Genomic DNA, 23,332 nt, shown 5'->3' with positions numbered 1-23,332 from the left:
CCAAAAATTCCTCCAATTTGAGTTGACGGCGGGTCCGACTGGGAGTTTAAGATAGTTGCAAGTGAGACTAATTTAGCAAGGTCGCGCCCGGCCCGCAAGGTCCCGGTCGCAAACCGGTCACACAAGCCGCAGCCCGAGCCACAAAAAGGGCCGGCGGCACCAGGGAACATCCAGGGTCAGGCAATCAGGGTCACGCAATGGCACCAGCCAATACGGCACAGGCCAAAACCCAGTTCGGCTATCGCCGTCATCCCGACCAGGATCGCTCGGGCGCCAACGTCGCGGAGCATCCGGTCGTGGTGGTCGGCGCCGGGCCGGTGGGATTGTCGCTCGCGATCGATCTCGCGCAGCGCGGCCAGCGCGTGGTGCTGCTCGACGATGCCGACCGGATCGGCGAAGGCTCGCGCGCGATCTGCTTCTCGAAGCGCTCGCTGGAATTCTGGGATCGCCTCGGGGTCGGCGACCGCATGGTCGAGAAGGGGGTGGTGTGGAGCGTCGGCAAGATCTTCCATGGCGCCTCGCAGCTCTACCAGTTCAATCTGCTGCCCGAGGAGGGCCATAAGCGGCCCGCCTTCATCAACCTGCAGCAGTTCTACGCCGAGGCCTATCTGGTCGACCGGGTCGAGCAGCTGCCTGAAATCGACCTGCGCTGGCGCAACAAGGTGATCGCGCTGGAAAGCCGCAACGATGGCGTCGCTTTGACGATCGCTACGCCCGAGGGCGCGTACCAGGTGCACGCCTCCTTCGTCGTCGCCTGCGACGGCGCGCGCTCCTCGCTGCGGCAGATGGTCGGTGCGGACTTTGCGGGGCAGGTGTTCGAGGACCAGTTCCTGATCGCCGACGTCAAGATGACCGCCGCATTCCCGACCGAGCGCTGGTTCTGGTTCGATCCGCCGTTCCACGCCGGACGCTCGGCGCTGCTGCACAAGCAGCCGGACGATATCTGGCGGATCGATCTGCAGCTCAATCCGGATGCCGATCCGGTGGCCGAGAAGCAGCCCGAGAACGTGCGGCCGCGGATCGAGCGCATGCTCGGCCACGACAAGTTCGAGTTCGAATGGATATCGCTCTACAAGTTCCAGTGCCGCCGGATGGCCAAGTTCATCCACGGCCGCGTGATCTTTGCCGGCGATTCCGCGCATCAGGTCTCGCCGTTCGGCGCGCGCGGCGCCAACTCTGGGCTCGAGGACGCCGAGAATCTGGCGTGGAAGCTCGATCGCGTGCTGCGTCGGCTGTCGCCGGAGGGCTTGCTCGAGACCTATCACATCGAGCGCAGTGCGGCGGCGGACGAGAACATCCGCGAATCCACCCGCTCGACCGATTTCATGGCACCGGTGACCCGGCAGGAGGCGCGGCTGCGCGAAGCGGTGCTCTCGCTCGCCAAGGACACCGAGTTCGGCAAGCGCATGGTCAATGGCGGTCGGCTGTCGGTGCCGTCGGTCTATGACACGCCGCTGTCGAGCGGCGATCGCGACAGCTGGCGCGGCGGCCCGCGGCCGGGTGCCTCGATGCTGGACGCGCCGGTGACCGAGCAGGGCGGCGGTTCCAGCTATCTGACGGACGTTTTCATCAGGCAGGGAACGCGATTCACGCTGCTGGAGTTTGGCAATGGCGCAGCTGCTGATGTCCCTGACGGCGTCGGCACCATCCGGGTTGGCGGCGAGGGCGGGCTGGTCGATGCGCAGGGCCTTGCCGGCAAGCGCTACGATGCCGAGCCTGGCACCGCCTATCTGCTGCGGCCGGACGGCTACGTCGCGGCACGCTTCCGCAACGCCGCGCGGCCGGCACTCGATGCGGCGCTGGCGCGCGCTGCCGGCTTGGACTGAGGAGCAGTCATGGCGCTGTCGACCAGTTCGAACTTCGCTCGTCCCGACGACGCCTTCCGCGCCATCGTCGAGGCGCATCGCGGCCTCACCGACGCGCAGAGCGCCGATCTTGATGCCGCGCTGGTTCTGGTGCTTGCCAACCATATCGGCGATCTCGACGTACTGCGCGAGGCGATCGCGCTGGCGAAGCGGCGGACGCTGGATGCGAGCCAGCAGCAACAACAGCAACAACAATAGCACCGATCAACGAACAGGATTGAACTGATGGCCAAAGGTTTTGCATCGACCACGGATCTCGCGGAGAAGAAGGTCACCTTCTCCGAGATCGGCACCGATCTCTACGCCTTCACCGCCGAGGGCGATCCCAACACCGCCGTCATCGTCGGCGACGACGGCTGCCTTGTGTTCGACGCGCAGGCTACGCCCGCAATGGCCAACAAGGTGATCGAGCGGGTCAAGACCGTCACCGACAAGCCGATCAAATATGTCGTGCTATCGCATTATCACGCGGTGCGCGTGCTCGGTGCCTCGGCCTATCACGCGCAGGGCATCGTCGCCTCGCAGGAGACCTATCGCCTGATCCAGGAGCGCGGCCAGCAGGATTGGGATTCCGAGTACGGCCGCTTCCCGCGGCTGTTTCAGGACGCGGCGAGCATTCCCGGACTGACCTGGCCGACGCTGACCTTCGAAGGCGAGATGTCGGTCTATCTCGGCAAGCGCGAGGTCCGGCTGATGCAGCTCGGCGCCGGCCACACTTCGGGCGATATCGTCGCCTGGGTGCCGGATGCCGAGGTGATGTTCTCCGGCGACCTGATCGAGTATCACTCGGCCTGCTATTGCGGCGATGCGCATCTGCGCGAATGGCCGATGACCTTGAACGAGATCCGCGCCTTCAATCCGAAGGCGATCGCGCCGGGCCGCGGCGATGCGCTGAAGGGCCTCGAGACCGGGCGCGATGCGATTGCGATGACCCGCGATTTCGTCACCACGCTCTATGGTGCCGCCGAATCCTCCGTCGCCAAGGGCCGCAGCCTGAAGGAATCGATGGCGGCGACGCGCGAGGTGATGGATCCGAAATTCTCGAAATTTGCGATCTACGAGCACTGCCTGCCGTTCAACGTTTCGCGCGCCTATGACGAAGCGTCCGGGATCGACGATCCCGTGATCTGGACCGACAAGCGTGACCAGGAAATGTGGGCCGCCCTGCAAGGAGGATAGCGATGAACATCAATACCTCGCCTGACCAGATCGTTCGCAGCTCGGGGCAAGTCACGCCGGGCTACATGTCCGGTTTCGGCAACAGCTTTGAGACCGAAGCGTTGCCCGGCGCGCTGCCGATGGGGCGCAACTCGCCGCAGCGCTGCGCCTACGGGCTCTATGCCGAACAACTGTCGGGCTCGCCGTTCACGGCGCCGCGCGGCACCAATGAGCGCTCCTGGCTCTACCGCATCCGCCCGTCGGTGCGGCACTCCGGCCGTTTCGCCAAGGCCGATGCGGGGCTGTGGCGCACCGCGCCGTGTCACGAATACGATATGCCGATCGCGCAGCTGCGCTGGGACCCGGCACCGATCCCGAAGGAGGACATGACCTTCCTGCAGGGCGTGCAGACTATGACGACCGCAGGCGATGCCAACACGCAGGCCGGCATGGCGGCGCACATCTATCTCATCACCAAATCGATGGTCGATCAGCATTTCTACAATGCCGATGGCGAGATGATGTTCGTGCTGCAGCAGGGCAATCTGCGCCTCGTCACCGAGTTCGGCCGCATCGATGCCGAGCCGGGCGAGATCGTCGTGATCCCGCGCGGCGTCAAATTCCGCGTCGAGATTCCGAATGGACCTGCGCGCGGTTATCTCTGCGAGAACTACGGCGGCGCCTTCACGCTGCCGGAGCGCGGCCCGATCGGGGCCAACTGCCTGGCCAATTCGCGCGACTTCCTGACGCCGGTCGCGAGCTACGAGGACAAGGACACCCCGACCGAGCTCTACGTGAAGTGGGGCGGCGCGCTGTTCAAGACCACGTTGCCGCATTCGCCGATCGACGTCGTCGCTTGGCACGGCAACTACGCACCGTACAAATACGACCTGCGCACCTTCTCGCCGGTCGGCGCGATCGCGTTCGATCATCCCGATCCGTCGATCTTCACGGTATTGACCTCGCCGTCGGAGACCGCCGGCACCGCGAACATCGACTTCGTGATCTTCCCGGAGCGCTGGATGGTGGCCGACAACACCTTCCGCCCGCCGTGGTACCACATGAACATCATGTCGGAGTTCATGGGGCTGATCTACGGCGTCTACGACGCCAAGCCGCAAGGCTTCGTGCCCGGCGGCATCTCGCTGCACAACATGATGCTGCCGCACGGCCCCGACCGCGAAGCCTTCGAGCACGCCAGCAACAGCGAGCTGAAACCGGTGAAGCTGACCGGCACGATGGCCTTCATGTTCGAGACCCGTTACCCCCAGCGCGTGACGCAGCACGCCGCGACGTCGTCGACGCTGCAGGACGACTACTCGGATTGCTGGAAGGGGTTGGAGAAGAAGTTCGACCCGAACAAGCCGTAAACACAACTCCCCGTCATTCCGGGGCGCGCGCAAGCGCGAGCCCGGAATCCATAACCACGATAATGAGTATGGATTCCGGGCCTGGCCCTTCGGGCCATCCCGGAATGACGACCGATAGATCGTAGCAAAATCGGCAGGAAGCCATGCCCCACCCCAACGACCCAAAACTCCGCTCCTTCGTCGACGTCGCTCCCACCTCGGACTTTCCGATCCAGAACCTGCCCTATGGCGTGTTCTCGTCGAAGGATGGCCTTGCGCCGCGCGTCGGCGTTGCGATCGGCGACTACGTGCTTGACCTCTGGGAGCTCGAGCAGGACTCGCGGCTCGATGTCGGGCCGCTCGGCGCGTTCTCGCAGCCGTCACTCAACGCCTTCATGGCGCTCGGGCCGAAGGTGTGGTCGGCGACGCGGGCGCGGATCAGCGAACTGCTGCGCGCCGATCATCCGGAGTTGCGCGACAACAGGGAGTTGCGGGCGCGGACGCTGGTGCCGATGGCGGACGTCCGGCTGCACATGCCGTTCGCCGTCTCGGGCTATACCGATTTCTATTCGTCGAAGGAGCACGCCACCAATGTCGGCGTCATGTTCCGCGGCAAGGACAATGCGTTGCAGCCGAACTGGCTGCACATGCCGATCGGCTACAACGGCCGTGCCTCGACCGTGGTGGTGAGTGGCACCAAGGTGCGGCGGCCGCGCGGCCAGCTGAAGCCGCCGACCGCTGACGTGCCGAGCTTCGGCCCCTGCAAGCGGCTCGACTTCGAGCTCGAGATGGGGGTGGTGGTGGGCCAAGCGTCAGCGATGGGCGAGATGCTCACGGAGAAGCAGGCCGAAGAGATGATCTTCGGCTTCGTCATTCTCAACGACTGGAGCGCGCGCGATATCCAGCAGTGGGAATATGTGCCGCTCGGGCCGTTCCAGGCCAAGGCGTTCGCGACCTCGATCAGCCCGTGGGTGGTGACGCGCGAGGCGCTGGAGCCGTTCCGCATGCAGGGCCCGGCGCAGCAGCCGGAGCCGCTGGCTTATCTCAAGCAGGCGCAGCCGAACAATTACGACTTGCAGCTCGACGTCGCGCTGCGCGCCGGTGCGATGAACGAAGCGAAGACGATCTGCAGCACCAACTTCAAATACATGTACTGGTCGTCGGTGCAGCAGCTGGTCCACCACGCCTCCAGCGGCTGCGCGATGAATGTCGGCGATCTCTTAGGCAGCGGCACGATCTCCGGTCCTGAGAAGCATCAGCGCGGCAGCCTCCTGGAAATTAGCTGGAACGGCACCGAGCCGGTCGAGCTTGGCAGCGGCGTGACGCGCTCGTTCCTCGAAAATGGCGACTCGCTTGTCATGCGCGGCTGGTGCCAGGGCGACGGCTATCGCGTCGGCTTTGGCGAGGTTGAAGGCACAATCGTCGCAGCGGAGTAAGTTGTTTCTCCGTCATTGCGAGGAGCGAAGCGACGAAGCAATCCACCTATCCCCGCACGGAGAGGGTGGATTGCTTCGCTTCGCTCGCAATGACGAGAGGAAACTCATCGCTCCTCCGGCCTGACATCCCTCAGCCGTGCCGTATTCGCCGCGCAGTCCTCGAGGCTGTATTTCAGATGCACCCGCTGGTCCGACGGCGGCTGGTTCACGGTGCAGACACCCGGCCGCCACGGCTTGGCCGGGCGGATCGGCCGCGGTGCAAAACCGCCGCCGCAGTTCGGGCAGACATTGCCGAGCTTGGTCTCGGCGCAGTCCGCGCAGAACGTGCATTCATAGGAGCAGATCCGCGCGTCCGTGGCGCTCGGTGGCAGGTCCTTGTCGCAATATTCGCAGTTCGGTCGTAGCTGCAGCGCCATGGTCGCCTCTCTTGGGGGATGCTGGAGGAATGATCGCAAATCGGGCAGGGAAAGCGAATGACGGAATTCCCTCGATTTGCGCCAGGTCAGGTCGGTAACGATTTCAGCGGCAGCTTGGTGCTTTCCTTCAAGCGGTCGAGCACGATCGAGGAGCGCACATGCGCCACGCTCTGGTGCGGCATCAGCACGTTGTTGACGATGTCGGACAGGCTCTTGAGGTCGCGCAGCATCACCTTCAGCACGTAATCGGCATCTCCGGTCAGCGCATAGGCCTCCTGGATGTCGTCGACGCGGTTGACCAGCTCGCGAAACCGCTTGGCGTTGTCGGGCGAATGGGTCGCAAGCGTAATGTGGATGAAGGCGATCAGGCCGAAGCCGAGCGCCTCGCCGGCGAGGTCGGCGTGGTAGCCCGCGATCACCTTCTCCTCCTCCAGCCGCATCCGCCGCCGCGAGCATTGCGAGGCGGACAGCCCGACCAGGTCGGCGAGCTGCTGGTTGGTCAGCCGGCCGTCGTCCTGCAACGCGGCGAGCATTTTGAGGTCGAAGGCATCGACGTCAGGCATGCGTAAAATATCCATATCATGCACGGATCGTGCGCGAATCTAGCAAATCAGCGGCAATTATGCACGCACGTTGCGCAGCTGGTGACGGAAACTGATCTCCAGACAAATCAGGGAGTTACCGCCATGGGTCCGTTTCCGCACGATGCGCCGCCGGCCGAAATCAGCACTGAGAACCCGATGGGCACCGACGGCTTCGAGTTCGTCGAATATGCCCACCCCAACCCCGGCGAGCTCCACGCATTGTTCAAGCTGATGGGCTTTGTCGCGGTCGCCCGCCATAAGACCAAGAAGATCACGGTCTATCGCCAGGGCGACATCAACTATCTCGTCAATGAGGAGCCCGGCACCCACGGCTTCAATTTCGTCGCCGCGCACGGTCCCTGCGCGCCGTCGATGGCGTTCCGTGTCGTCGATGCGAAGCATGCCTATGAGCGCGCGATCGCGCTCGGCGCCGAGCCGGCAGATGTGCCGTCCGCCGAGAAGACGCTCGATGTGCCCGCGATCAAGGGCATCGGTGGCAGCCTGCTGTATTTCGTCGACCGCTACGGCGCCAAGGGTTCGGCCTATGATGCCGAGTTCGAGTGGTTAGGGGCGGAGAATCCGCGTCCCGCAGGCTCGGGCCTTTATTACGTCGATCACCTCACCCACAACGTCCATCGCGGCCGCATGGATGTCTGGACCGGCTTCTATGCCAAGCTGTTCAACTTCCGCCAGATCCGCTTCTTCGACATCGAGGGCCGCGCATCCGGCCTGTTCTCGCGCGCGCTGACCAGCCCGGACGGCAAGATCCGGATTCCGATCAACGAGGACGCCGGCGATTCCGGGCAGATCGAGGAATATCTCAACATCTATCACGGCGAGGGCATCCAGCACATCGCCTGCGGCGCGCGCGATATCTATGCGACGGTCGAGACGCTGCGCGCGGACGGCCTGCCGTTCATGCCGTCGCCGCCCGAGACCTACTTCGAGCGGATCGATGCCCGCCTGCCGCAGCATGGCGAGGACCTGGCGCGGCTCAAGACCAACGGCATCCTGATCGACGGCGAGGGCGTGGTCGACGGCGGCCAGACCAAGGTGCTGCTGCAGATCTTCTCGGCGAACGCGATCGGGCCGATCTTCTTCGAGTTCATCCAGCGCAAGGGCGACGACGGTTTTGGTGAAGGCAACTTCAAGGCGCTGTTCGAATCGATCGAGGAAGACCAGATCCGCCGCGGCGTGCTCAAGGTCGATCACGCCGCGTGAAGACGTCGTAGGAGTGCGACGTTAGCGCACAGCCAACACAGGTGTCGTCCCTGCGAAAGCAGGGACCCATAACCACAGGATTGGATTGTTGAGGGCGCCGCGGCTCCAACGACGCCTGATAACTGCCATTCGTGGTTATGGGTCCCGGGTCGCGCTGCGCTTGCCCGGAACGACAGGGAGGTTTATTTCCCCGCCTTCCACGCGCTGGTCACGTCGCCAATGCTTGCCAGCTCCGGCTCGCGGATCGCCGACGGCGTGCGCGAGAAGCGCGGCGCGGGGGCGGGCTGGGTGACGCCGTGGCGCTCGACGAACACCTGACGCGCCGCCATGTGCGGATGCTTCGGTGCCTCTTCCATGGTCAGGATCGGCGCGAAGCAGATGTCGGTGCCTTCCATGATTGTGCACCAGTCCGCGCGCGACTTGCTCTTGAACACCTTGGTCAGCTTCTCCTTCAGCGCCGGCCAGGCCTTGCGGTCCATCTGGGCGTCGAAGTCGGCGTCGGTCAGGTCGGCATGCTTGCGCAGCAGCGCGTAGAACTGCGGTTCGATCGAGCCGATCGAGATGAAGTTGCCGCAGGAACATTCGTAGACGCCGTAGAAATGCGCGCCGCCGTCCAAGAAGTTCTGGTCGCGGCCGCCGCTCCAGCGGCCCTGTGCGCGCATGTCGTAGAACATCGACATCAGCGAAGCCGCGCCGTCGCACATCGCGGTGTCGACCACCTGGCCCTTGCCGGACTTCTGCGCTTCCAGCAGCGCTGCGAGCACGCCGACCACGAGATAGAGCGCACCGCCGCCGAAATCGCCGACCAGGTTGAGCGGCGGCACCGGCTTCTCCTTGGTGCCGATCGCAGCCAGTGCACCGGTGATCGAGATGTAGTTGATGTCGTGGCCGGCGGCGTTCGCCAGCGGGCCTTCCTGGCCCCAGCCGGTCATGCGGCCGAAGACCAGCTTCGGATTGCGCGCGAGCACGACGTCCGGGCCGAGACCGAGGCGCTCCATCACGCCGGGGCGAAAGCCTTCGATCAGCGCATCGGCATGGCTGAGCAGGTCGAGCACTTCAGATATCGCCGCCTTGTTCTTGAGGTCGAGCTCGATGACCTTGCGGCCGCGGGTTGCCACCGCCTTCAAATTCTTGCCGGCGCCGACCCGATCGAGGGTGATGACCTCGGCGCCCATGTCGGCGAGCAGCATGCAGGCGAACGGGCCGGGGCCGATGCCGGCGAATTCGACGATGCGGAAGCCGGCGAGCGGGCCCGAGGTGCGGGCGGCGGTTTGGGAGGCGGGTTTATCGAGCACGTTGTTATCCGTTCGTTGTGGGCGTTATGCGGCTGAGGTGCTTACGGCTGGCTTGGTGCCGAATGCCATGCGTTCCCCCAGCCGTCCGTGGGACGGTATTTTTAATTAGCTGATTAGCTAAATTGTCTCGCCGAACGCCCGATGAGGCAAGCGTCTTTTGCCCCGAAGCGCCGGTAAAACGAGGCGTCGGTAAAACGCGAACGGCGCGCATCGCTGCGCGCCGCCGCTCGACTTGTGTTTAGGCGCTATCAGCCGGCGGCAGTCACCGCCCGCTGTCCCATCACCTTCACCAGGTTCGCGCGGTAATCCGCCGAGCCGTGGATATCGGCGAGCAGGCCGCTCGCCGGGATCGTGACGCTGTCGAGCGCCGAAGCCGCCCAATTCGCCTTCAGCGCCTGCTCGATCGGCCCCACCCGCATGACGCCGCTTTGCGATGCACCGGTCGCGGTGACGCGGACGTCACCCGACTTGGTCTTGGCGACGAACACGCCAGTCAGGGCGAAGCGCGAGGCCGGGTTCGGAAACTTGGCATAACCCGCCTTGGCCGGGATCGGGAACGCGACCTGCGTGATGATCTCACCATCCTCTAGTGCCGTCGTGAACAGGCCCTTGAAGAAATCATCCGCCGCGATCGACCGCTTGTTGGTCTTGATCGTCGCGCCGAGTGCCAGCACCGCCGCCGGATAGTCCGCCGCCGGATCGTTGTTGGCGAGCGAGCCGCCGATCGTGCCGCGATAGCGCACGGCGGGATCGCCGATCATCGACGCCAGATTGGCAAGCGCCGGGATCGCCTTCTGCACGGCGTCGCTTTGCGCCACGTCATAATGCGTGGTCGCGGCCTTGATGGTGACGGTGTCGCCGGACACGTCGATGCCGATCATGTCCTTGATCTTGGCGACGTCGATCACATCGGATGGCGCAGCAAGGCGCTGCTTCATCACGGGGAGCAAGGTCTGTCCGCCGGACAGGAACTTGGACTCCTTGCCCTTGCCGAATTGCGCCACGGCATCGTCGATCGAGGAAGCACGGTGATAATTTGTCTCGTACATGGCTCTTCCTCCCTCAACCGTGAATGGCGTGCCAGACGCGATCGGGCGTCGCCGGCATTTCCAGCTTGTTGTTGCCGATGGCGTCTGTGATCGCGTTGATCACGGCAGCAGAGGCGCCGATCGCGCCGGCTTCGCCGCAGCCCTTGACGCCGAGCGGGTTGCCCGGACACAGCGTCGTGGTGTGGGAGAGCTGGAACGACGGCAGGTCGTCGGCGCGCGGCATGGTGTAGTCCATGAACGACGCGGTCACGAGCTGACCGGTATCGTCATAGACCGCGCCCTCGAGCAGCGCCTGGCCGATGCCCTGCGCAAGGCCGCCATGGACCTGGCCCTCGACAATCATCGGGTTGATCAGCCGGCCGAAATCGTCCGCTGCCACGAAGTTGACGAAGGAGGTCTTGCCGGTGCCGGGATCGACCTCGAGCTCGCAGATATAGGCGCCGGCCGGGAAGGTGAAGTTGGTCGGGTCGTAGAACGCCGTCTCCTTCAGGCCGGGCTCCATGCCGTCGGGCAGGTTGTGCGCGGTGTAGGCTGCGAGCGCGACCATCGGCAGCGCGATCGCCTTGTCGGTGCCGGTGACCTTGAACTCGCCGTTCTCGATCACGATGTCGCTCTCGGACGCTTCGAGCGCATGCGCCGCGATCTTCTTGGCCTTGGCTTCCACCTTCTCCATCGCCTTCACGATCGCCGCACCGCCGACCGCGATCGAGCGCGAGCCGTAAGTGCCCATGCCGAACTGCACCTTGTCGGTGTCGCCATGGACGATCGAGACCTGGCTGATCGGCACGCCGAGCCGCTCCGCGATGATCTGGCAGAATGTCGTCTCGTGGCCCTGGCCGTGGCTGTGCGAGCCGGTAAGCACCTCGATGGTGCCGACCGGATTGACGCGGATCTCCGCCGATTCCCACAGACCGACGCCGGCGCCGAGACTGCCGACCGCCTTCGACGGTGCGATGCCGCAGGCCTCGATGTAGCAGGAGACGCCGATGCCGCGCAGCTTGCCATCGGCTTTCGCCTTGGCCTTGCGGGCCGGGAAGCCGGCATAGTCGATCGCCTTCATCGCCGCATCGATCGAGGCGTGGAAGTCGCCGACATCATACGCCATGATCACAGGCGTCTGATACGGGAACGCGTTGATGAAGTTCTTTTTGCGCAGCTCGGTCGGATCGACCTTCAATTGCCGCGCCGCGGTCTCCATCATCCGCTCGAGCAGATAGCTCGCCTCGGGACGGCCGGCGCCGCGATAGGCGTCGACCGGTGTGGTGTTGGTGTAGACGCCGATCACCTCGGCGTAGATCGCCGGGATCACATACTGGCCCGATAGCAGGGTCGCGTAGAGATATGTCGGCACCGCCGAGGAGAACAGCGACATATAGGCGCCGAAATTGGCGTGGGTCTTCACCCGCAGGCCAAGGATCTTGTTGTCCTTGTCGAACGCCATCTCCGCCTTCGAGACATGGTCGCGGCCATGCGCGTCGGTCAGGAAGGCCTCCGAACGGTCGCCGGTCCACTTCACCGGGCGATTGACCTTCTTCGACGCCCACAGCGCCACCATCTCTTCCGGATAGATGTAGATCTTGGAGCCGAAGCCGCCGCCGACATCGGGTGCGATCACGCGGAGCTTGTGCTCGGGCGCGATGTTGTAGAACGCCGACAGCACGAGGCGGGCGACGTGCGGATTCTGTGAGGTCGTGTAGAGCGTGTAGTGCTCTTCGGCCTGGTCATATTGTGCGATCGCCGCGCGCGGCTCCATCGCGTTCGGCACCAGGCGGTTGTTGGTGAGCTCGAGCGTCACCACATTGGCGGCCTTGCTGAAGGCGTCGCCGACCGCGGCTTCGTCACCGATGTGCCAGTCATAGACGATGTTGCCGGGGGCTTCGGGATGCAGTTGCGGCGCGCCCGACTTGATCGCGGCCCTGACGTCGGCAACCGCGGGAAGCTCCTCGTAGTCGACGACGACGGCTTCGGCCGCGTCCTTGGCCTGGTTCTTGGTCTCGGCGATCACGACCGCGACCGCCTGTCCGACAAAGCGCACGGTCTCCGGCGCCATCGCCGGCCACGCGCCCATTTTCATCGGCGAGCCGTCTTTCGAGGTGATGGCCCAGCCGCAGATCAGATTGCCGACCTTGTCGTCGACGATCTGCTGTCCGGTCAGCACCGCGATCACGCCGGGCATCTTCATGGCCTCGGCGGAGTTGATGCCCTTGACCTTGGCATGTGCGTGCGGGCTGCGGATGAAGTGAGCGTAGCTCATGCCCACCATTTTGACGTCGTCGACGTAACGTCCCTGGCCGGTAATGAACCGGCGATCTTCCTTGCGCACGACGCGTGCGCCAATTCCTTCAACACCCATAGTCTAGTCCTCCCGACGGAGATTCGATTTGCCGCCGTTTCCATCGAGACCGGCGGTGATGAGCTTGATTCGTGTGTACTGCGTGGGCCGGCTATTCGGCGGCCTGCGCGACCTTCATGCGGCCGGCTGCGTCGAGCACCGCCTTGACGATGTTGTGGTAGCCGGTGCAGCGGCAGATGTTGCCTTCGAGCTCGTGGCGGACCGTTTCCTCGTCGAGCTTGCCGCCATGGCGGTGCACGATATCGACCGCGGACATGATCATGCCGGGGGTGCAATAGCCGCACTGCAGGCCGTGATTGTCGCGGAACGCCGCCTGCATCGGGTGCAGCTCGTCGCCCTTGGCGAGGCCTTCGATCGTGGTGACGTTGGAGCCGGCCGCCTGGCCGGCCAGCATGGTGCAGGATTTGACCGCCCGTCCATCGACATGGACGACGCAGGCGCCGCACTGGCTGGTATCGCAGCCGACATGGGTGCCGGTGAGGTTGAGGTTTTCGCGCAAGAGATGCACGAGGAGGGTTCGGTCCTCGACGTCGACCGAAACCGCCCTGCCGTTTACCGTCAGTTTGACTGTAGACACGCGTTTCTCCCAATAGCTTCGTTATGGGCCCAGTAGACCACGCTTCATATGGGACGTAACCGCGATCAAAGTCGTAGGTGCGGCCCTGTCATGAAGGCGCCGGGCAGTGCCTGCGATCCTAGCAGGCAGCCGTTCAATGAGCAATTTGCAAGCTGCCGGGAGCATGCTCCGGCGCGCCAAAATCGCCGCCGCGATTGCTACTACCTTCCGCCTATAACGACGCAATAGCGTTGCTGTCATTTTCATCGCCGACGCAGCGACAGAAGATCGCTGGTTCATGAAATTGGGTATCGATCCGCGCACGCGATGCATCCATCGCGGCAACGAAACCATATTGGAGGAAGCCAATGAAGCTGAGGAGCGGGATTTTCTTTGCCGGTGTGTCGCTGGTCGCCATGGTGATGGCAAGCATTGGCGCGTCGAAAGCCAATGATTCCGTGGTGAAGGCGGCGTCCGATCCGAACGGATGGGCAATCGCCGGCCACGACTACGGCAATACACGCTTCAGCCCCCTGAAGCAGATCAATTCCGAGAACGCCGGCAAGCTGCAGCTGGTCTACTCGCTGTCGCTGGCCTCGCTGCGCTCCAATGAGTCGTCGCCGGTCGTGATCGGCAAGACGATGTATGTGTCGACGTCGTGGGGTCCGAAATACGTCTATGCCATCGATGCCGCGACCGGCGCGCGCAAATGGACCTGGCAGCCCGATATTCCGGATGATGTGCTTCAATACGCCTGCTGCGACGTCAACAGCCGCGGCGTGTCCTACGCCGACGGCAAGATCTTCGTCGGCCGGCTCGACGGCAAGCTGACCGCGCTCGATGCCGAGACCGGCAAGGAGCTCTGGACCTCGAAGGTGGTCGACTACAAGCAGGGCTCGGTCATCACCTCGCCGCCGCTCATCGTCCGCGACAAGGTGATCACCGGCTTCGGCGGCGGCGAATACGGCGTCCGCGGCTCGTTGCAGGCCTTCTCGCTCAATGACGGCAAGCTGCTCTGGCAGACCTACACGGTGCCGGCGCCCGGCGAACCCGGCAGCGACACCTGGAAGGGCGACACCGGGCTGCACGGCGGCGGCGCCGCCTGGCTGGTCGGCTCCTACGACGCCAAGTCCGACACCGTCTACTGGGGTACCAGCAATCCGGGACCGTGGAATACCGGCGTGCGCTCCACCGGCGACGGCAATTTCGGCAAGCTGACCAACCTCTACACGGCCTCGACGCTGGCGATCGATCCCAACACCGGCAAGATCAAGTGGCACATCCAGGGCACGCCGGCCGACGCCTGGGATTATGACGGCGTCAACGAACTGTTGCTCGCCGACCTCAAGATCAAGGGCACCGAGACGCCCGTTCTGATGAAGGCGGATCGCAACGGCTTCTTCTTGGTGGCAAACCGCGAGACCGGCAAGATGATCTCGGCCGAGAAGTATGTCTTCGCCAACTGGGCCAAGAAGTGGGACATCAACACGATGCGGGCGGAGGAGGATCCGGACAAGCGTCCGGGCCCCGGCCACCCCGCCAAGGACATCTGCCCGAACCTGATCGGCGGCAAGAACTGGCAGCCGATGTCGTTCAACCCGCAGACCGGCCTCGTCTACATCCCGAGCAACAACGTCTGCATGGACTGGTCGGTCTCTGACGTGAACTACAAGCGCGGCGTGTTCTATCTCGGCGCCGAATTCCCGACCAAGGCGGGCCCCGGCGGCTTCCTCGGCGAGCTCGTCGCCTGGGATCCGATCGCCAACAAGAAGGTGTGGAGCATCAAGGAAGACCTGCCCTTCAACGGCGGCACGCTGACGACGGGCGGCAATTTGGTGTTCTCCGGCAATCTGCACGGCGACTTCCGCGCCATCGATGCCAAGAACGGCAAGGTGCTGTGGAGTAAGAACCTCGGCAGTGGCATCGGCGCCGGTCCGGTGACCTACTCGGTCGACGGCAAGCAGTATGTCGCGATCGTGGTCGGACGTACCGCGGCGCTGCCGGCCTTCCTCGGCGACATCGGCAAGAAGATGGTCGCCGCAGCGCCCGAAGGCGGCTCGCTGTTCGTGTTCGCCCTGCAGTAAACGATCGTCTAGGAGGCAGCATTGTCCATGTCCTGCATCGCCCGAAACGAACTGCGCACCCCCTCGCGCAACACGCGGTTGGAACATGCAATCCGGACCGTGCTGCTCTCCGCCCTGCTGATGGTGCCGGCCCTGGCGGCCGGCGCCGACGAGACAAAACCGCCGCTGCGGCTCTGCGCCGACCCGACCAACCTGCCGTTCTCGAGCGACGACCCGGGCAAGCCCGGCCTCTATCTCGAGATCGGCCAGGCGGTGGCGCAAAAGCTCGGCCGCACGGTGAGCACCAACTGGTACAAGTCCTATTTCGGCAAGCGCACCGTGCGGGAGACGCTGCTCAGCAAGCAGTGCGACGCCATGGTCGGCCTGCCGCTGATCGACGATTTCATGGGCCCGGCGGTGATCTTCTCGAAGCCGATCGCCCACGAAGGCTACGCGATGGTCGGCGCCAGGGATCGCAAACTGGCCGGCATCGACGACCTCAGGGGATTGCGGGTTGCGGTGCAGTATCAATCGACGCCGCAGAACCTGCTGGCGCTGCGTGACGACATCGTGAAGGTCACCGTGCTCAGCCCGGAGGAGGGCATGGCGGCCCTCGAACAGGGCAAAGTTGATATCGCCTTCATCTGGGCGCCGGTGGCGGGTTGGCTCAACAAGACCAGCTACGGCGACAAGTACCAGATCGTGTCGACCGAGGGTGACGGCCTGCTCTGGCCGACCGCGATCGGCTTCGCCAAGGCGTCCGGCGCGTTGCGCGATGAAGTCGACGGCGTGCTGCCGTCGCTGCAGCCGGAGATTTCCGCCCTGTTTGCCAAGTATGGCGTGCCCAACGGCGCGCCGGTGAAGTTCGGCCAGGCAACCCCGGCGGCGACGTCGTCCGTTGGGGCCAGCGAACCCGTCACGGTAGGGCAGGCGGCTGCGGCCGAGAAACCGGTCCAGACCGCCGCGACCGCCGGAGATGCCAAAGGCGACGCCACCGCGGGGCGGGAGGTCTTCAACGGCACCTGCGCCCATTGCCATGGTCCGGACGCGGTGCAGGCCGAGCGAAAGATCGATCTCAGGCTGCTGAAGCAGCGCTATGCTGACGACATGGAATCGACATTCTGGAAGACGGTCCATGACGGGCGGCCAGCCAAGGGCATGCCGTCCTGGAAGGACGTCTTCAGCGACGACGAGCTCAGAAACGTGTATGCCTATCTGCAGAGTGTGCAGGATACCGGCGGGTCGAACTAGCCGCCGCCATTGGCGAATAGCAGTGCGAGGGTCCTCATGATGGGGTTCCTGATCATCGACGATCACCCCCTGTTTGGCGAGGCGCTTGGCAACGCCATCCGCATCTCGCATCCCGATGCCCGGATCTACGAGGCCACCTCGATCAAGGGGGCCCTCGGCATCCTCGCCAGCGAACCGAATATCGATCTCGCGCTGCTCGATCTGCTGCTGCCCGACGTGGTCGGCTTCTCCGGCTTCCAGAAGATCAGAGATCGCTATCCCAGGCTGCCGATCGCCATCGTTTCCAGTGAAGAGGACAAGCATACGATCCGCGAGGCGCTGGAGATGGGTGCGGTCGGCTATCTGCCGAAATCGACCTCGCTCGGCGAGCTGTCGCAGGCGATCGCGCGCGTGCTGAGCGGATCGGTCTCGGCGCCGCGGGATTTCGTCGCGGTCGGCGCGCTGGAGCAGTCCGAGACGGCGCGGACGCTGCGCGAGCGGATCCAGAAGCTGACGCCGCAGCAGATCCGCGTGCTTCACCTGATCATCCGCGGTCTGCAGAACCGCGAAATCGCCACTGAGCTCAAGCTCGCGGAATCCACCGTGAAGGCGCATGTGACCGAGATCCTGCGCAAGCTGAAGCTGTTCAGCCGCAACAAGGCGATCATCGAGCTCGGCAAGATTCCGCTTCCCGTCCTCGAAGCCAGCTCGGGTGCGAAGGCAGAGAAGGCGCCCTAGGTTTGCTGCGCTGCAAGGCGAGGGCATCCGGGGTGCTACCTATAGGCTGCCGGTCGGCTTTGAGATAATGTCCTGCGCACAATGGCTGTCATGAGCGATCCGAGGGAGGACGGCGCAGCATTGACCACGACCGCGCCCCTGGCGGACGAGCCGCCGGTCGATCGAGCGGGTGCGCCTCGACTGCTGATCGTCGAGGACCACCCGCTGTTCCGTGCTGCCCTGATCGGTGTGATCAGGGCAGAGTTTCCCGACGCCGAGGTGCTGCAGGCGACCTCGATCGATGGCGCGCTCGACGTGATCGCCGCGCGCGACGGCCTCGATCTGATCCTGCTCGATCTGTCGATGCCGGGAACCACGGGCCTGCTCGGTGCCTACCGGGTGCGGGCCGCCGCGCCGCGCAGCGCGCTCGTGATCGTGTCGGCGCATGACGATTCCCGGATCATCGGCGGCGCGATCGCGCTCGGCATTTCCGGATTCATTCCGAAGTCGACGCCGAAGCTCGAGCTGGCGCGCCTGCTGCGCGGCATTCTCGAAGGCGAGGTGTGCCTGCCGACGCGCTTTCGCGATTCGGCTGCCGCACGGAAGGGCCAGGCGGACACCAAGCAACTGGTGCAGCAGCTCGGCCAGTTCACCGCGCAGCAGCTTCGCGTGCTCGACATGATCTGCCACGGCCTGCAGAACAAGCACATCGCCTATCAGCTCGATATCTCGGTCACCACCGTCAAGGTGCATGTCTCCGAGATCCTGCGGAAGCTCGGTGTGCGCAGCCGGACCGAGGCCATCATCGCGCTGTCGAAACTGGATTTCGGCAAGCACGACCATGCGCCGGTGACGGCCTCGCCGCCGTCGCACGGCGCCTAGAGCCCCGTTCCGATGGAATCGGAACGGGGCTCTAGGTTCTTATCTTGACGCGTTTTCTTCACGCGAACCGGTATCCACTTCGCTCGAAAACGCTCTGGTCATAACCGCGCATTCGATTCGGCCGCCAAGAGGAACGACAGCAGCGAGCGCATCTCGGCGGGCTTGATCGGCTTCTTCAGCAATTCGTGGCCAAAGGCCGAGACGTCGGAGGCGGCCTTGGCCGAGTAGTCGGCGGTCACGATGATCGCCGGAACCTTGGCGTTGATTTCGCCGCGGATCACGTCGACGGCCTGGATGCCGGTCTCGCCATTGTCGAGGTGCAGGTCGGCGATGATGGCGTCGGGGATGCCGTCCAGCGCGTGGATGCGCTCGAGCGCCTCGGTCTTGGAGATCGTCACTGCGACGTCGCAGCCCCATTTCTCCAGCAGATGGGCAAGGCCCTCGGCGCTCGAGAGGTCGTTCTCGATCAGCAGGATCTTGGCGCCCTCCATGCCGCCATAGCGGTAGTCGACGCTGGCCTGCTCGCGTACTGCGATCGCAACCGGATCGAAGGTGCGGGGTACGGTGACCGAGAACACCGAGCCCTTGCCGGCGCGCGAACTCAGCCTGATGTTATGGCCGAGCAAATCGGCAAACCGGCGCACGATCGAAAGGCCGAGCCCGATGCCCGCCTTGTCGCCGGCGCCCGCGTCGCCGCGCTGAAACTCGACGAAGATGGCCTCGCGCTGGGCTTCCGGGATGCCCGGCCCCGTGTCATGCACCTCGATGCAGATGTCGTCGCCCTTGAGACGGCATCCCATCAGCACGGTGCCGCGCTGGGTGTAGCGCAGCGCATTGGCCACGAGGTTTTGCAGGATCCGGCGCAGCATCAGCGGATCGGAGCGGACCACCGCCGACGACGGCATGATCTTGAAGCCGAGGTTGCGCTTGGCCGCGGTCGCCACAAATTCCTGCTCGAGCTGCTCGAACAGCGAGGCGATTGCGACCGGACCGAATTCCGGCCTGAGCACGCCGGCATCGAGCTTCGAGATGTCGAGCAGCGTCCGCAGCATGTCTTCCAGCGTGGCCAGCGAACGGTCGATCTGGTCGGTCAGCGCGCCGTTCTTCGGCTCGCTGGCCATCTCGGTCAGCGCGGACAGCGTCAGCCGCGCCGCATTGAGCGGCTGCAACAGGTCGTGCGTCACCGAAACCAGCACCGATGATTTCAGCGAGCTTGCCGCCTCGGCCTGCTGCTTGGCCTGCAGCAGGCGTCCGTTGGTCTTTTCCAGCGATTGCAGCGCCTGCTTGAGCTGCTGGGTGCGGTCGCGCACCTGCTGATCGAGCGCGATCGCGGTCTCGAACAGGGAAAAGGCATTGAGCTGCTGGTCGGTCGAACGTTCGACGCGCGACATCAGCGCCGCGTTGATCTTGCGCAGCTTCTCGGCTTCGCGTTCGAGGGCCGCAATGCGCGTGGTCTTGCTGTCGGTCATTGCGGCGCGACAGCCCGCTTGCCGATGGCGATGCCGGTCAGCGTCTGGTTGACATGCATGGAGCGATACTGCTCGCCATAGGTCTGAAAGCCAATCACTTTGTTGCGGCGATAGAGCTCCGACATCTCCCGCGACAGCTGGCGTTGCTCGACATCGAGCCGGCGCAGCACGCATTCGAAGCCGATGAACATCGAAACCTCGCCGAGCTCCTCGGTCAACTCCTGGAGCAGGCGGCTCGTCACGTCGATCGGGTCGCGCTCGCGCGCCACTGTCAGCACCATGCCCTCGTCGATCGCGCAGAAGAACTGCAGCGACCCGTCGGGATTGGTTCGCTGGATCGACCGCGCGTAATAGGCGCCGCCGACGCGGACCAGGACCGGATGCGCGGCAAAGGAGAACAGTTCGAGCTTGCTGTCGCTGAGGCCGACGGCGCGCGAATATTCGAGCGCGGCGGGCTCGGCATTCAATTCCTTGACGATACGGTGCTCGATGTCGGCCTCGGTCACCACCATCTTGGTCGAGGTCGGCTCGAAATGGTCGCATTTGAAGGTGCGGAACGGCAGCCGGGTCCGGATCAGGATCAGGACGGCAGCGTCGGTAAAGGCTTCGCCGCCGTAGAAGATCCACGACTTCTCGAAGCGCAGGCCGTCGCCGGCGGAGCCGCCGACCACCGGAATGTCGCCGAGCGATGCGTAGATCGCCGACATGATGGTTTCCTCACGCTGGCACATGCCATCGATGAAGAGCAGCCCGAAGGAATCGTCGGTGTGATCGCAATGCTCGGTGCGTTGCGCGAATTCGCTCTGCAACTCGGTGCACATCGAGCGGCCATGATCGACCCGGAACGTCGCGAGATCGAACAGCGGCCGGGCCGCGATGACGAAATCGGCCGCGTTGAAGCCCATCGCGACGACGCTGTCCTCATCCCAGCCGCCGGGCGACAATTCGCCCGCGGTGGTGCAGCCGAAGATCGGAACGTCGCCCACCTGCCTCGACAGCTCGGCAATGAATTCCTTCGGGTCATAGAACGGCGACACGAACACCACGAGCATGGCGAGATCAGCCGCCGTCAACTGGCGCGCGATCTCGTCGGCGGCTTCCTGCGGTCCGCCGGTCTTTGCCTGCACCACGACAATACTGTCGGTGGCGCTGCCGTTCTGCTTCGCCAAAGGCGTTCTCCCTGACCAGAATTTTTTGTTTTTCTTGGCGCGGCCCGTCGTGACAGCGCGGGTCGTAAGGGCATACGGGCCATGCCGCGATTGGTTGCGGTCAGGCCCGGCGGCATCTTCTAGGTCGTGAGGGGAAATGTCATTGGCCGGGCGACTTCGCCGGCAGCTGCGCCCGCCGCAAGCGCCAACGGCGCCGCTCGACGCGATGACATGGGACACCTCCCGATGTGTTCTCCCGGCCCGGGCAGGGACAGGTTTGATCGGTTCTAAAGTATCTAGCCGGACCCGCGCGTCAATCGCCTTGCCCACCCCCCGAGCCCGACCAAGGTAGTAGCGCGCCGAATTGGCTGACCTGTTGCCCATTTACCGGGCCTTATTGATTCTGCCTTAGTTTTGCCCTCCGGGGGCTGGGGCGGGTTGCTGCCGGACCCCGCGTGGTTTTCAGAATGAAGACGGGGGTTGGAATGCCGGGACTCAAGCGATCGCTGTCGATCAGGTTCCCAACCCTCAGATTTCAAGCCAAGATCATGCTCGGCTTTGCCGTGACGCTGGCGCTGTCGGCAGCCACCATGGGCTTTGCCTATATGGGCTTCGAGCGGGTCTCCGCCGGAGTCGGCTCCTACCGCCAGAGCGTCGCGGAAGCCGACCTTGCCCGCAACATCGATCGCGAATTGATCTCCTACCGTTCGCAGGCGCGCTACTACGTCGCCACCGGCAAGGAGGACGACGCCAAGGCCGCGCTCGCCGCCGAGGCCAGCCTGAAGGACGCCATCGTGGCGTCGATGAAGGGCACCAGCAATCCGGCCCGGCTCGAGCAGGTCACCAAGCTGGAGCGTGAATTCCGCGCCTTCACCAAGATCTTTGCCGAGATCGTCCGCATCAAGGATGAGAGCGCCCAGACCGCGCAGAACAAGCTGGTCCGCAGTGCGACCTCGATGCGCTACAAGCTCGACGATCTGCCGAGTAATGCCGACGATTCCGAGCTGCAGTCGATTCAGTTCGGTGCCAAGAAGGTCGCCGACCAGCTGCAGTCGATCACCGGCGCCGTCAACACGTTCGTCGTCAACGGCGACAAGACCGTTGCCACCAGCGCGCTCGCCCGGCTGAAATTCGCCGACAATCTCGTGAAGGGGATCACCTCGAAGAACGAGCGGATCGCCCAGGGCGTGAAGGACATCACCGGGCTGCTTGAAGAGTACCGCGAGGCGCTGGCCAAGCTGATCGCGAATGCGAAGTCGATCGACGAATTGACAGTCGAGATGACGGAATCCGCAGCCGCTATCAGCCAGGGTGCGGCGGCGATGAAGTCCGACCTGCTCGCCGACCAGAAGCGGCTCGAGAACGAATCGCACTCCATGATCGGCGACACCGAGCAGCTGATCCTGATGCTTGCCGCGGGCAGCTTCGTGCTCGGGCTGGTGTGGGCCTTCCTGCTCGGCAAGGGCATTTCGCGCCCGATCGCGGCGATGTGTGCGGCGATGCGCGAGCTTGCGGCCGGCAATTTCGACGTGGTGCTGCCGGGCCTCGGCCGTCGCGACGAACTCGGCGAGATGGCGGGCGCCGTTGAGGAGTTCAAGGTCCAGGCGGTCGCCAAGGCCGAGCGCGATGCCGCGACCCAGGAAGCGCAGAACAAGGCGAGCGCGGCCGCGCGGCGCACCGAGTTGATTCGCTTCGCCGACGAATTCGAATCCGCCGTCGGCTCGATCGTCTCCAATGTGTCGGCTTCCGCCGTGCAGCTCGAATCCGCGGCAGGCACGCTGACCCGCACTGCGGAGACCACGCAGAACCTGTCGAGCCAGGTCGCCGGCGCCTCCGAGGAAGCCTCCAGCAACATGCAGTCGGTTGCTTCCGCGACCGAGGAGCTGTCGGCGTCGGTCGACGAGATCGGCCGCCGCGCCAAGGAATCCAGCCAGATCGCCGATTCTGCCGTGCGTCAGGCCGAGCAGACCGATGCCCGGATCGGCAAGCTCTCGCGCGCCGCGCAGGAGATTGGCGACGTGGTCAAGCTGATCACGGCGATCGCCGAGCAGACCAATCTCTTGGCGCTGAATGCCACCATCGAGGCTGCGCGCGCCGGCGATGCGGGCCGCGGCTTCGCGGTGGTCGCCGCCGAGGTGAAGTCGCTGGCGAGCCAGACCGCGAGAGCCACCGACGAGATCTCCACCCACATCTCGGGCATGCAGGCCGCGACGCAGGAATCGGTCGCCGCGATCAAGGAGATCGGCGGCACGATCGGGCAGATCTCCGGGATCGCGACCAACATTGCTAGCTCGGTCGAGCAACAGAGCGCGGCGACGCAGGAGATCGCGCGCAGCGTGCAGAACGTCGCGCAGGGCACCCAGGAAGCCGCTTCCAGCGTTACCCAAGTCAACCGCGGCGCCACCGAGACGGGAGTCGCCTCCGAAGAGGTGCTGAACTCGGCCCGCTCGCTGTCGGTCGAGAGCTCGCGGTTGCGCGAGGAGCTCGATCGCTTCATGGCGAACATCCGCGCGGCGTAAGCGCGCTGGTCTATCCATCATC

The 23,332-nt window shown here is 64.5% G+C and carries 19 protein-coding genes; 11 read left to right on the top strand and 8 right to left on the bottom strand.

From position 1 onward, the window contains the following. Positions 1-197: 197 nt before the first annotated feature. The 5 genes from AAFG13_RS25000 to fahA all read left to right on the top strand — a co-directional run bounded on the left by AAFG13_RS25000 (position 198) and on the right by fahA (position 5,808). Positions 198-1,826, top strand: a complete 1,629-nt coding sequence (locus tag AAFG13_RS25000; RefSeq protein ID WP_342708539.1) for an FAD-dependent oxidoreductase — start codon at positions 198-200, stop codon at positions 1,824-1,826. 9 nt (positions 1,827-1,835) lie between these two features. Next, entirely contained in the window at positions 1,836-2,063 is a 228-nt protein-coding gene (locus tag AAFG13_RS24995; RefSeq protein ID WP_342708538.1) for a DUF2783 domain-containing protein, read from the top strand. Positions 2,064-2,090: 27 nt separating this feature from the next. Next, a complete protein-coding gene (locus tag AAFG13_RS24990) occupies positions 2,091-3,044 on the top strand; it encodes an MBL fold metallo-hydrolase (protein ID WP_342708537.1) in 954 nt (317 codons plus the stop codon). A 2-nt stretch (positions 3,045-3,046) separates the two neighbouring features. Beyond that, entirely contained in the window at positions 3,047-4,393 is a 1,347-nt protein-coding gene (hmgA, locus tag AAFG13_RS24985) for a homogentisate 1,2-dioxygenase (RefSeq protein WP_342708536.1), read from the top strand. 143 nt (positions 4,394-4,536) lie between these two features. Continuing rightward, positions 4,537-5,808, top strand: a complete 1,272-nt coding sequence (fahA, locus tag AAFG13_RS24980; RefSeq protein WP_342708535.1) for a fumarylacetoacetase — start codon at positions 4,537-4,539, stop codon at positions 5,806-5,808. A 104-nt stretch (positions 5,809-5,912) separates the two neighbouring features. Here fahA and AAFG13_RS24975 read toward each other — a convergent pair whose 3' ends face one another. After that, the gene (locus tag AAFG13_RS24975; RefSeq protein WP_342708534.1) at positions 5,913-6,224 is read right to left on the bottom strand and encodes a DUF1272 domain-containing protein; all 312 of its coding nucleotides are present in this window, start codon (positions 6,222-6,224) and stop codon (positions 5,913-5,915) included. Positions 6,225-6,310: 86 nt separating this feature from the next. Continuing rightward, complete coding sequence (locus AAFG13_RS24970) at positions 6,311-6,787, bottom strand: Lrp/AsnC family transcriptional regulator (RefSeq protein ID WP_212023276.1); 477 nt, start codon at positions 6,785-6,787, stop codon at positions 6,311-6,313. Between the two features lie 123 nt (positions 6,788-6,910). Between AAFG13_RS24970 and hppD the strand changes: the two genes are divergently transcribed. Continuing rightward, on the top strand, positions 6,911-8,029 hold the full coding sequence (hppD, locus tag AAFG13_RS24965; protein WP_342708533.1) for a 4-hydroxyphenylpyruvate dioxygenase: 1,119 nt from the start codon (positions 6,911-6,913) through the stop codon (positions 8,027-8,029). A gap of 182 nt (positions 8,030-8,211) precedes the next feature. Here hppD and AAFG13_RS24960 read toward each other — a convergent pair whose 3' ends face one another. The 4 genes from AAFG13_RS24960 to AAFG13_RS24945 all read right to left on the bottom strand — a co-directional run bounded on the left by AAFG13_RS24960 (position 8,212) and on the right by AAFG13_RS24945 (position 13,303). Then, a complete protein-coding gene (locus tag AAFG13_RS24960; RefSeq protein ID WP_342708532.1) occupies positions 8,212-9,324 on the bottom strand; it encodes a CaiB/BaiF CoA-transferase family protein in 1,113 nt (370 codons plus the stop codon). Between the two features lie 248 nt (positions 9,325-9,572). Further along, positions 9,573-10,373 (bottom strand): xanthine dehydrogenase family protein subunit M, encoded by an 801-nt coding sequence (locus AAFG13_RS24955; protein ID WP_212316590.1) that lies wholly within the window; start codon positions 10,371-10,373, stop codon positions 9,573-9,575. 13 nt (positions 10,374-10,386) lie between these two features. Beyond that, the gene (locus tag AAFG13_RS24950; protein WP_342708531.1) at positions 10,387-12,726 is read right to left on the bottom strand and encodes a xanthine dehydrogenase family protein molybdopterin-binding subunit; all 2,340 of its coding nucleotides are present in this window, start codon (positions 12,724-12,726) and stop codon (positions 10,387-10,389) included. A 91-nt stretch (positions 12,727-12,817) separates the two neighbouring features. After that, complete coding sequence (locus AAFG13_RS24945; protein WP_097675807.1) at positions 12,818-13,303, bottom strand: (2Fe-2S)-binding protein; 486 nt, start codon at positions 13,301-13,303, stop codon at positions 12,818-12,820. A gap of 347 nt (positions 13,304-13,650) precedes the next feature. Between AAFG13_RS24945 and AAFG13_RS24940 the strand changes: the two genes are divergently transcribed. The 4 genes from AAFG13_RS24940 to AAFG13_RS24925 all read left to right on the top strand — a co-directional run bounded on the left by AAFG13_RS24940 (position 13,651) and on the right by AAFG13_RS24925 (position 18,174). Beyond that, positions 13,651-15,366: a PQQ-dependent dehydrogenase, methanol/ethanol family gene (locus AAFG13_RS24940; RefSeq protein ID WP_342708530.1), complete on the top strand. Its 1,716-nt coding sequence runs from the start codon at positions 13,651-13,653 to the stop codon at positions 15,364-15,366. A 27-nt stretch (positions 15,367-15,393) separates the two neighbouring features. Next, positions 15,394-16,596, top strand: a complete 1,203-nt coding sequence (locus tag AAFG13_RS24935; protein ID WP_342713390.1) for a transporter substrate-binding domain-containing protein — start codon at positions 15,394-15,396, stop codon at positions 16,594-16,596. A 36-nt stretch (positions 16,597-16,632) separates the two neighbouring features. Beyond that, positions 16,633-17,313, top strand: a complete 681-nt coding sequence (locus AAFG13_RS24930; protein ID WP_212316593.1) for a response regulator transcription factor — start codon at positions 16,633-16,635, stop codon at positions 17,311-17,313. Positions 17,314-17,403: 90 nt separating this feature from the next. Further along, complete coding sequence (locus AAFG13_RS24925) at positions 17,404-18,174, top strand: response regulator transcription factor (RefSeq protein WP_249132025.1); 771 nt, start codon at positions 17,404-17,406, stop codon at positions 18,172-18,174. 98 nt (positions 18,175-18,272) lie between these two features. On the opposite strand, the gene AAFG13_RS24920 is transcribed toward AAFG13_RS24925, so the two are convergent. Together AAFG13_RS24920 and AAFG13_RS24915 are read right to left on the bottom strand one after the other, a co-directional pair. Continuing rightward, positions 18,273-19,643, bottom strand: coding sequence for a hybrid sensor histidine kinase/response regulator (locus AAFG13_RS24920; RefSeq protein ID WP_342708528.1), 1,371 nt, complete (start codon positions 19,641-19,643; stop codon positions 18,273-18,275). Continuing rightward, on the bottom strand, positions 19,640-20,812 hold the full coding sequence (locus tag AAFG13_RS24915) for an FIST N-terminal domain-containing protein (protein WP_342708527.1): 1,173 nt from the start codon (positions 20,810-20,812) through the stop codon (positions 19,640-19,642). The genes AAFG13_RS24920 and AAFG13_RS24915 overlap by 4 nt, the downstream gene beginning before the upstream one ends. Positions 20,813-21,276: 464 nt before the next feature. On the opposite strand from AAFG13_RS24915, the gene AAFG13_RS24910 reads away from it, so the two are divergent. Continuing rightward, the gene (locus tag AAFG13_RS24910; RefSeq protein ID WP_212316596.1) at positions 21,277-23,310 is read left to right on the top strand and encodes a methyl-accepting chemotaxis protein; all 2,034 of its coding nucleotides are present in this window, start codon (positions 21,277-21,279) and stop codon (positions 23,308-23,310) included. Positions 23,311-23,332 lie beyond the last annotated feature (22 nt).

Source organism: Bradyrhizobium sp. B124, from assembly GCF_038967635.1.
GTDB lineage: Bacteria > Pseudomonadota > Alphaproteobacteria > Rhizobiales > Xanthobacteraceae > Bradyrhizobium.
The sequence above is the reverse complement of the archived record's forward strand: the minus strand, read 5'-3'. Positions and strand labels throughout refer to the sequence as shown.